Here is a 10,013-nt window from a genome sequence, read left to right on the forward strand (position 1 = left end):
TTAAGGATTGGCACAAAAAACAACCGGAATTATTCAAAAAGAAAATCTATGATCTATCGGGACTTGACAGATAGGCACAGTGTCGCTTCCTCTTCGATCAGCTGTACAGCACTTGTTCTTATTCTTGTTCTTCTATTTTTTCTTGCTTTCAGATTTACAATAAACAGACGTTCAGTGCTGCAGGTAGGATTTTGCAGAAGTCACCAGCCCGGACACGGCATACAACGCGAATATCGCAAACAGTATCAGGGGTGGCTGCATCAGAATAACGGCAAATACCAGTGCGATTCCCACCATGGTGATGAACGGCACCTTCCCCTTGAAATCGATATGCTTGAAACTGTTGTAGCGGACATTGCTGACCATGAGCAAACCGCAGGACCCGGTAATCAGCCCGGCGACAATGGCGACATCCGTGCCTGCAATGCCGTTGTCCACGGCGACCCAAACACTGGCAGCCACAATGGCCGCGGCCGATGGACTGGGCAAACCCTGAAAGTAGCTGCTGTCCGCCACATCCAGCTTGGAATTGAAACGCGCCAGCCGCAGGGCCGCTCCGGCCGTGTATATGAAGGCAGCCAGCCAGCCCGGTTTCCCGAGGGAATAGAGCGCCCATTCATACATCACCAATGCAGGCGCCAGGCCAAAGGCAACCATATCAGACAAGCTGTCGTACTCTGCACCAAAAGCGGTCTGGGTGTTGGTCATGCGCGCCACCCTGCCATCCAGTCCATCCAGTATCATGGCGATGAAAATGGCGACAGCGGCCTTCTCAAACTGCGCATTCATGGCAGCCAGAACAGCATAGAACCCGGAAAAGAGAGCCGCAGTCGTAAACAGGTTTGGCAGCAGATAGATTCCCCTTCCCCGTTTGTGAGGATGAGAATCCAGATCGATCACTTCATTTTTCTGTTCGTCCATAGTAAAGCAAGTATAGCCTGATAATCCGTGAAGCCCAAAATCGGGGAAGAAACCCCTTACCCAGGGTGCCTCTGAACAGGTCCTGGAGACGCTGATTGTGTGAAAGCCACTCGGGAGCAAGACGAAGTTTGCAACCAGTAACCCGGTATTGGCAAGAACTTCAAAGCTTCCGCTCCCATTCAAGCTTTCCAACTGCATCCCTGCAGGCGACGCAGCTATCGTGTGGCTCAGGCGCAGGACGCCGGTTCTTGGCTTATTCTGTGGTACCCCATGCAATCCCCCAATGCCGCAGACAGCTGTGATATGCTTTTCCCACTCCCTGAAAGCGAAAAGCCTGAATTCAGAAATTCCGGCGTAACAATAACTATTGACGCACCCTCGAGGGAACACCGTTTGCTCAAGGACCACAACCTGCATTCATGAACCAACTGCTTCTTTATTTTTCCAAGCATCCCTGGATAGGACTGGGCATCATCCTGCTTGTTTCAGCCATCGCCGGCTCACAGATCGACAAGCTGGAGGTACGGATTTCCGCCAATGAAATGCTGGTGCAGAACAATCAGGAACAGGAGTATTACCGCCAGGTACGCAGCCTGTTCGGCGACGAACAGATCAGTCTTCTGTATCTGGCTTCCGACAATCTTCTTGCCCGCGACAAACTCGAAGCGCTGAAACGGTCCATAGCACACCTGAAAAAGCAGCCTTTTGTCGAGAGAGTGGAAAGTCTGTTCTCTGTACCCTGGGTAAAGACAGTAGACGGTTACCTGGACAAAAAACCATATCTTGACCCTGACAAACTGCCTGACTCACCGGAACAGGCACAGCATATTTTGGATGAGGCTCGCAAGAATCCTTTCCTGAGAAACGTTCTGCTGTCACCGGACAAGGATGTAATGGCGGTAGCCATCGTGCTGAAAAAAGCTGATGTGGACAATCCGGCATGGAATGATGAAACCATTACCAACAGCCTGAACGGCATCGCCGCTTCGCTGAAACCGTTCTACGCTACAAGCTTTTCCGTCGGCTTTCCCCAGGTCCGCACCGAGATAGCCGAGCGCATCCGAACCGAGCAGATGCACCTGTTTCCCCTGGCGGTAGCGGCACTGCTCATCGCCCTGTTCCTGCTGCTGCGGCAGCTTATCGACATCCTGCTGCCGATCATGACAGCAGGCTTCAGCATTCTGTGGACCTTTGGTTTCATGGGGGCCACAGACATACCCATCAATGTGGTTACATCCATTATTCCTATCCTGCTGATCATCGTGGGTTCGACGGAGGACATTCATCTGCTGTCCGAATTCCGCCACGGACAGAAATCCGGGCTGGACGCCCCCGCCTCCCTCAAGCATATGTCGCGGCGCATGGGAGGTATCGTGCTGCTGACCTTCATCACCACCTACCTGGGCTTTCTTTCCGTCGGGCTAAGCCGCATCGAAGTCCTGTGGCAATTCGGCCTGGTGGCCTCCACGGGCCTGGCGCTCAATTTTCTGGCCACCATCATCCTGATTCCTTCCGTGCTTTCCCTTGCCGGCAAATGGCAGCTGGATGGCAAATCACGCATGTACAGTGGCAAGAGCTACCTTCTGGCCAAGCGTTATTGGGAGTGGCTGTGGCGGCACCGGCTCAGCATCGTTATCGTCTTCCTTGTCTGGACACTGGTGGCCATCATCGGCATTCCCCGCATCCACATCAACCACAATGCCATCGACTCCTTGGGAAAAGACTCCGAAGTGCGCCAGAAAATCGAACTGATCAACCAGAACCTGGCCGGTCTGGAGTCGCTGTCCATCATCGTCGACTCGGGCATCGAGGACACCTTCCTGAAAGTACGGTACCTGGAAGAACTGGAGCAGATACAGAAATACATCAGGGAAAAAGGCTGGTCGGAATCCAGCACTTCATTCGCCGACTACCTGTCCCTGCTCAATGGCGCCTTCCAGGAACTGGACGAACCCATGATGCCGGAATCGGACGACATCATCACTGAGCTGATGATCTTTCTCAATCACGATGACGTGAAAGCCTATATCACCCAGGATTACAGTCATGCCCGCATTCTGGTGCGGCACAGCATCGAGTCCAGCGAGAAACTTCAGGCAGTTATCGAAGACCTGCAGCAGTTCATCGATCACAATCTCGACGCCGGCCTGGAAGCGAGAATAACCGGCGATTCCGTGCTGACCCTATCAGCGACCAACGCCATGATACGCGGGCAACTGCAGTCCATCGCCCTGTTGCTGGTGATTATCGTGTTGATCATCGGCGTGCTGTTCACCGAACTCAAGGTTGGCCTGCTGGCGGCCCTGCCAAACTTCTTTCCGGTTATCGTCATGTTCGGTTTCATGGGCTATATGGAGATTCCGCTGAACATCGGCACCACCATGGCCGCCGCCATTGCCATCGGTATCGCCGTGGATGACACCCTGCATTTCATGCTGCGTTACAACAGGGAGCTGAAAGCAAGGAAGAACCACAATATCGCCATGGAACACTCGATCTATGGCGAGGCCCTGCCCGTAGTCTCCACATCCATCGCCCTGATCGCCGGTTTTCTTGTTTTCACCCAGGCCAGCTTCGAACCCATCGTACAGTTCGGCGCCCTGGGGGCACTGGTTATCGCCACCGCTCTGGTGGCCGATTTCGTCATCACACCGCTTGCCGTCTCATCCCTGCGGCTGGTCACCATCTGGGACGTGCTTTCCCTGCGCCTGAGAAAGAACGTGCTGGAGAAAAGCGCCCTGTTTAAAAACCTCAAACCCTGGCAGATCCGCCAGTTCATTCTCTCGGGAAGAATGGTGGAATACGCCAAGGGCGATTTCGTGTTCAGACGCAGTGAAGTCAGCACGGAACTGTTCGTGCTGCTTACCGGCAAAGTGGACGTATGCCTGCCCGACCAGGAAGGCAGCTGCAATCTGCTGGAACAGTTTTACCCCGGCGATGTGTTTGGCGACGTGGCCCTGTTTGCCAATATTCCAAGAAAAACTGACGCCGTGGCGGTAGAACACAGCACCGTGCTGGTGCTCACACGCGAAGGCATCGAACGCACCATGCGCCATCGCCCGCTCATATCCGCCCGTATATTCGCCAACCTGACTGCCGACCTGAGCCGGCGTATGATCAAGCTGATCAGCAAACAGCAGCTCAAGTCCAGGTCCGGCAACCCTAAAAAAGGTGGAAAGTCATGAACAAAGCTGCTTATTATCTTGTACTTGGCATCATCCTGGGGGCCAACGCCTCTGCCCTTGCCACAGCCGGCGTGAAACCCTTTTTCAGCGCCCCCTACACGGGAAAAAAGGTTCAAAACTACGAGATCACGCTACCGCTTTCCCGGTACGAACAGGAGACCTTCACGATTCCACAGGACTGTTCCAAGCTGAACAGCCGGCTGCTAGATGGCAACGGGCACTGGGGCAACCGTATCGAAAGACGCTTGTGGATAAAAGCGGACGACGATTGCCGCTACCTGAATTTCCTGAAGAAATATTCCGGCCAGGCGGACAAGGATTTTGTCAGCGACTACGACTTCTACAACGCCAAGATTGCCGATCTCCCTTTGCGCCCCGGTTGCGACCTGAACCTGCTGTTGCGCAATCCCGCTGCCTGTCCGCCCTCCATGCCCGGCATGCCGAATTTCTCCACTTTCATGGAAAGTATGCCCATGCATCAGGAACGGCAGAGGGAACTGGAGGACTGCCGTTTCGAGAACGGTGTGTTTCGCGGCTATATCTATCACACGGGTATGGGCCTGCGATGCATAAAGGATCCGAAGGCACCCGGCTACCGCATTCTGTCCGTGGATTTTGCCGATGTGAATGGCGACAAATGCCAGGACGCCGTGCTGCGCATGATGTCCATCGGCAGAGGCGCCCGCCCTTCCCTGCTGATACTGCCCCTGACCCGCTGCAGTGAAGATGACAAGTTTTCCCTGCCACCGGGCAGCGACTACCCCCGTTTCGGTCCGCCAATGGATTGAGTCAGGCAACAAAAAAGCCGGCCACGGGGCCGGCTTTCGCGCACTTGATTCTCGGGAGGGTGTCGCAAAAGGCGACAGCTTTTGCGATGCAAGGATGCATCGCCATTTTCGATGGCTGTAAGCCATTGAAAATGGCGGAATCGGAAAATCGCACTTTTCCGATTCCGAGTCGTAAAAGCCCAGGGAAGGGCTTTTACGACATCCTCCTCAGGTGAGAAGGAACCGCATCAGTTCTTGCTCTTGTCCACGATCTTCTTGATCCAGGGCATCATGGAGCGCAACTGCTCACCCACTTCCTCAATGGGATGCGCGGCATTCAGGCGACGGTAGGCTGTCATGGACGGATAGTTGGTGGCGCCTTCCAGAATGAACTTCTTGGCGTATTCGCCCGTCTGGATATCATGCAGAGCTTCCTTCATGGCCTTGCGGCTTTCTTCATTGATGACCTTGGGGCCGGTAACATATTCGCCATATTCCGCATTGTTGGAAATGGAGTAGTTCATGTTGGCGATACCGCCTTCGTACATCAGGTCAACGATCAGCTTGAGCTCGTGCAGGCATTCGAAATAGGCCATTTCAGGCGCATATCCCGCATCGACCAGGGTTTCAAAACCTGCCTTGACCAGTTCGACAGCGCCACCGCAGAGTACGGCCTGCTCGCCGAAGAGATCGGTTTCGGTCTCATCCTTGAAGGTGGTCTCGATGATACCGGTGCGGCCGCCACCGATGGCAGAAGCATAGGAAAGCGCCACGGCTTTTGCAGAACCCGTCGCGTCCTGATAGACAGCAACCAGGTCGGGAATGCCACCGCCTTTTTCAAACTCGCTGCGCACCGTATGGCCCGGCGCCTTGGGTGCGATCATGATCACGTCCAGGTCTTCCCGGGGTACAATCTGGTTGTAGTGAACAGCAAAGCCATGGGCAAACGCCAGCGCAGCACCTTCCTTGATGTTCGGTTCGATGACGTTCTTGTAGAGTACGGCCTGGTGCTCATCAGGTGCCAGTACCATGACAACATCAGCACCTTTTACAGCCTCATCGATGGACTTAACGGTCAACCCCGCATTCTCGGCTTTCACAGCAGAGGCGGAACCGGGACGCAGCCCGACAACCACATCGACGCCGGAATCCTTCAGGTTGTTGGCATGGGCATGACCCTGAGAGCCATAACCGATGATAGTGACCTTCATATTCTGGATCAGTGAAAGATCACAATGCTTGTCGTAGCAGATGTTGATACTCATGTAATTACCTGTTTATTCAATTGTTAAAATTCGAGCGCCTGAAACCGCGATACCGGCAGCAGGCAGAAAATCAGTCTACAGTCCCAGCCCCTTGATACCCCGGGATATTCCCAGCGGACCGGAACGCACCACTTCCATGATCAGTTCGTCGTTCACCGCCTGGAGAAACGCATCCAGCTTGTCGCCGTTACCGGTCAGCTCGATGATATAGCTGCAGTCAGTTACGTCGATGACATTGGCGCGGAAGATATCGGCCATACGCTTCATTTCTTCACGATGGCTTTTCTCGGCCTTGACCTTCACCATCATCAGTTCACGCTCGATGTGCGGCCCGTCCGACAGATCCAGCAGCTTCACTACATCCACGAGCTTGTTCAGCTGCTTGATGATCTGCTCGATGATCATCTCGTCACCGTAGGTAACCAGGGTCATGCGGGACAGTGTTTCATCTTCGGTAGGCGCCACCGTAAGGGATTCTATATTGTAACCCCGGGCGGCAAACAGCCCGGAAACCCGCGCCAGCGCACCGGATTCGTTCTCGATCAGTACAGAAATAATATGTCTCATCAGGCCAGCTCCCGTTCTGCAGAAAGATGCGGCGACATGTGCATCTCGTGATGCCCTTTGCCCGCCTCGATCATGGGATAGACGTTCTCTTCCGGATCGATGATCACGTTCATGAATACCAGCCTGTCTTTCAGGCTGAATGCTTCCTTGTAAGCCGCTTCCATATCATTGGGATCCTCGATGGTCATGCCGACATGACCGTAGGTCTCGGCCAGCTTGGCAAAGTCCGGCAGCGCATCCACGTAGGAATGTGAATAACGGCCATCATAGAAGAATTCCTGCCACTGGCGCACCATGCCCATGTAACCGTTGTTCAGCAACACGATCTTGATGGGCAGATTGTACTGGGAACACGTAGCCAGTTCCTGAATGCACATCTGGATACTGGCCTCACCGGTCACACAGGCAACAGAGGCCTTGGGAAATGCCTGCTGCACCCCCATGGCCGCGGGCAGGCCGAAACCCATGGTGCCCAGGCCACCGGAATTGATCCAGCGGCGGGGTTTTTCAAACGGATAGAACTGTGCCGCAAACATCTGGTGCTGGCCCACGTCCGAAGTGAGATAGAAATTCCGGCGTCGGGTGACCTTGTGCAGCGTTTCGATCGCGTACTGGGGTTTGATCACCTTGTCCGAATTGGCATAGTTCAGGCACTCCACACTGCGCCAGGCATTGATACGCTCCCACCATTCCCTGAGCGCAGCCTTGTCGGGTCCGGTCTTGCGCTCCTTGAGGAACTTGAGCATATCCCTGATCACGGGCCTGACCTGCCCCACGATAGGGACATCCACGCGAACATTCTTGGAGATCGACGCAGGATCGACATCGACGTGAACAATCTTGGCATTGGGGCAGAACTGCGCCAGTTTGCCTGTCACCCGGTCATCGAAACGTGCGCCAATGGCAATGATGAGATCCGCCTCATGCATGGCCATGTTGGCTTCGTAAGTGCCATGCATGCCCAGCATGCCCAGGAAATGCTTGTCCGAGGCAGCGATCGATCCCAGCCCCATGAGGGTGTTGGTAATCGGAAAGTCGGTGTGGCTGATCAGTTCCCGCAGGTCGTCCGAAGCGTCACCCAATATCACACCGCCACCGGTATAAACCACCGGGCGCTGCGCCCTGACCATCAGGTCCACCGCCTTGCGCACCTGACGGGTGTTACCTTTCTCGACAGGCTTGTAGGAACGCATGCTGATCTTTTTGGGATATTCGTAGGGAATTCGAACACCGGGATCTGTCACGTCCTTGGGAATATCGACGAGCACGGGGCCAGGACGCCCTGTTCTGGCGATATAGAAAGCCTTGGCCATGGTTTCGGCGATATCCTCCACCCGTTTCACCAGAAAATTGTGCTTGACGCAGGGACGGGTGATGCCGGTGATATCCACTTCCTGAAAGGCATCACTGCCGATGAAAGGCACGGGCACCTGGCCGGTAATGACCACCATGGGAATGGAGTCCATATACGCTGTTGCGATGCCGGTTACGGCATTGGTGGCGCCGGGGCCGGAAGTGACCAGCGCCACGCCCACATTGCCCGTGGCACGCGCATAGCCATCTGCCGCATGGGTAGCCGCCTGCTCGTGACGCACCAGAATATGCTTCACTTCTTTTTGCTGAAAGATTGCATCATAGATATGCAGTACCGCGCCGCCAGGGTAACCCCAAACGAACTCGACACCTTCTTCTTTCAGTGCCTGGACGAGTATTTCCGCACCAGTCAATTCCACCGCCGTAACCTCCAAAATTCACGCAAACCGGTTTTTGCCGGTAAAATTCAAACCAGCAAAATCCAAACATTGTAAAATACTGATATTCCTTCGGCAGGTCAATGAAAAACTACCTTGTGGCAAGGAATGGTTTAGCACCCGCCGCGAACCGAACAGCATTGCCTGCTGTTTACAAACCGGCTGGAATCGCACACCATTGGGAACGAGCGTTTGTTGCTGTTCAGATGCTTTCGGCAGCGGTAGCCTTTCCCCAGCACAACCCAGGAAACGAGGTGCACCATGAATCGACATTTTCCGCTTTTTGCCCTGCTGTTCCTGTGTGTTTCCATCGCCCAGGCCGGCAACTGGCAGTGGCTGAGAAACACAGGTCTGGAATCCCTTTCCGACACAGACTGGGAGATCCTGTCTGGATCCCTGAATTCCGCACTCGAATCTGCTCCGGATGGAAAAACCGTTCACTGGCAAAACCCGGAATCCGGAAGCCAGGGAGATATCAGGCTGATTGCCACCCTGCCCTCGCAGGACAGCAATTGCCGAAAGGTGCAACTCACCACTGTAACTGCCAGGAAGCATGAGGGGAAACCCCTGACATTTTGCCGCAGTGCCGAAGGAAACTGGCTGATCGCCTCCCCCTCTTCAAAAGAAAAGGAAAGACAAAACAAACCATGAGTTTTCTGGACAAGCTGTCGAAGACAGTCGGTAAATCCATTACCTGGGCATTTTCCGGCGCCCTTTTCGGCGCCTTTTTTTCCGGTGTGCTCAATTTTCTGCTGATCGAGAATACCAGCCCATGGCTCGCCTCGATCCTGGCCACCATGCTGGCAGGCCTGGTAATTTCTGCCTATTTCGGCAGCATGCTGGTGGCACTGGGAGGTACCCTGGCGGGTATCCTGACCGCCATTTCCTACCAGATACTGTTTGCCACCTATCACCAGCCACTGATTCTGCTGGGCATTGCCCTGATAGCGGGCCTGGTAGCAGGCAGTTTTTTTACCAAAAGGGAAATCCGCGACTCCCAGCCACTGGCACAAACCGGCGCCGGCTTCATGGCGGGCCTGATTTCCGGCCCCTTGCTCTATGTCATCGTGAGCAGTACGCCTGTCGGCTATCACGGCTGGGAGGTTGCCGCCGTGGCCGTCTCACTGGTGGGCTTGTGTTATGTGTTCCTGATCAAACACCGTCTGTCGGTCCTGGGCAGCACGGGTGCACTGAAAATCGGCGGACCGCTGGTATCCGGCCTGATCGCCATGGCGGTGGCGTCTGTCTTCTGGATCATTGGCGAAAGCTACATGACGATTCCGGAATTGGGACAAATAAGCCAGTATCAGCAGGTCATGGATGCCGCTCCACTGGGATTGCTGGGCGGCGCACTGGGTGGTGCATTTGGTGGCGCCATGCTGGAAATCCTGGGCATTCGCATGGAAGAACATATCGCCTGATACCGGTATCCCGGCTTGCTAGTCGAGTAGATCGGCCATTGCTGGCTTTCACCCTCACAGAACCGGACGTGCGGATTTCCCGCATCCGGCTCTTCCGAGCAGGTCACCCGGATTGAGCGGGAGCCAATTGTCTGGG

The 10,013-nt window shown here is 54.7% G+C and carries 9 protein-coding genes; 4 read left to right on the forward strand and 5 right to left on the reverse strand.

Going from position 1 to position 10,013, the window contains the following annotated elements; genetic code table 11:
* Nucleotides 1–171: 171 nt before the first annotated feature.
* Entirely contained in the window at nucleotides 172–921 is a 750-nt protein-coding gene (pssA, locus tag ACOCD2_RS06455; protein ID WP_293645987.1) for a CDP-diacylglycerol--serine O-phosphatidyltransferase, read from the reverse strand.
* 419 nt (nucleotides 922–1,340) lie between these two features.
* Here pssA and ACOCD2_RS06460 point away from each other — a divergent pair, with 419 nt between their 5' ends.
* On the forward strand, nucleotides 1,341–4,106 hold the full coding sequence (locus tag ACOCD2_RS06460; protein ID WP_293645985.1) for an MMPL family transporter: 2,766 nt from the start codon (nucleotides 1,341–1,343) through the stop codon (nucleotides 4,104–4,106).
* Nucleotides 4,103–4,894, forward strand: coding sequence for a ferric uptake regulator family protein (locus ACOCD2_RS06465; protein ID WP_293645983.1), 792 nt, complete (start codon nucleotides 4,103–4,105; stop codon nucleotides 4,892–4,894). The genes ACOCD2_RS06460 and ACOCD2_RS06465 overlap by 4 nt, the downstream gene beginning before the upstream one ends.
* Before the next feature lie 227 nt (nucleotides 4,895–5,121).
* Here the strand turns inward: ACOCD2_RS06465 and ilvC are convergent, their stop codons facing one another.
* From ilvC to ACOCD2_RS06485, 4 genes are all read right to left on the reverse strand, one after another.
* Nucleotides 5,122–6,132, reverse strand: a complete 1,011-nt coding sequence (gene ilvC, locus ACOCD2_RS06470; RefSeq protein ID WP_293645989.1) for a ketol-acid reductoisomerase — start codon at nucleotides 6,130–6,132, stop codon at nucleotides 5,122–5,124.
* An 81-nt stretch (nucleotides 6,133–6,213) separates the two neighbouring features.
* On the reverse strand, nucleotides 6,214–6,705 hold the full coding sequence (gene ilvN / locus ACOCD2_RS06475) for an acetolactate synthase small subunit (RefSeq protein WP_293645981.1): 492 nt from the start codon (nucleotides 6,703–6,705) through the stop codon (nucleotides 6,214–6,216).
* Nucleotides 6,705–8,438, reverse strand: a complete 1,734-nt coding sequence (gene ilvB / locus ACOCD2_RS06480; RefSeq protein WP_293645979.1) for a biosynthetic-type acetolactate synthase large subunit — start codon at nucleotides 8,436–8,438, stop codon at nucleotides 6,705–6,707. The genes ilvN and ilvB overlap by 1 nt, the downstream gene beginning before the upstream one ends.
* 18 nt (nucleotides 8,439–8,456) lie before the next feature.
* Nucleotides 8,457–8,729, reverse strand: a complete 273-nt coding sequence (locus ACOCD2_RS06485; RefSeq protein ID WP_293645977.1) for a hypothetical protein — start codon at nucleotides 8,727–8,729, stop codon at nucleotides 8,457–8,459.
* On the opposite strand from ACOCD2_RS06485, the gene ACOCD2_RS06490 reads away from it, so the two are divergent.
* Both ACOCD2_RS06490 and ACOCD2_RS06495 read left to right on the forward strand, forming a co-directional pair.
* Nucleotides 8,718–9,107 carry an RT0821/Lpp0805 family surface protein gene (locus ACOCD2_RS06490; protein WP_293645975.1) on the forward strand — a complete coding sequence of 130 codons (390 nt, stop codon included), beginning with the start codon at nucleotides 8,718–8,720 and terminating at the stop codon, nucleotides 9,105–9,107. The genes ACOCD2_RS06485 and ACOCD2_RS06490 overlap by 12 nt on opposite strands.
* On the forward strand, nucleotides 9,104–9,877 hold the full coding sequence (locus tag ACOCD2_RS06495; RefSeq protein WP_293645973.1) for a hypothetical protein: 774 nt from the start codon (nucleotides 9,104–9,106) through the stop codon (nucleotides 9,875–9,877). Before ACOCD2_RS06490 ends, ACOCD2_RS06495 begins: the two co-directional genes overlap by 4 nt.
* Nucleotides 9,878–10,013: the final 136 nt, after the last annotated feature.

The sequence above is a fragment of the Thiolapillus sp. genome, assembly GCF_048562965.1.
Taxonomy (GTDB): domain Bacteria; phylum Pseudomonadota; class Gammaproteobacteria; order Chromatiales; family Chromatiaceae; genus Thiolapillus; species Thiolapillus brandeum_A.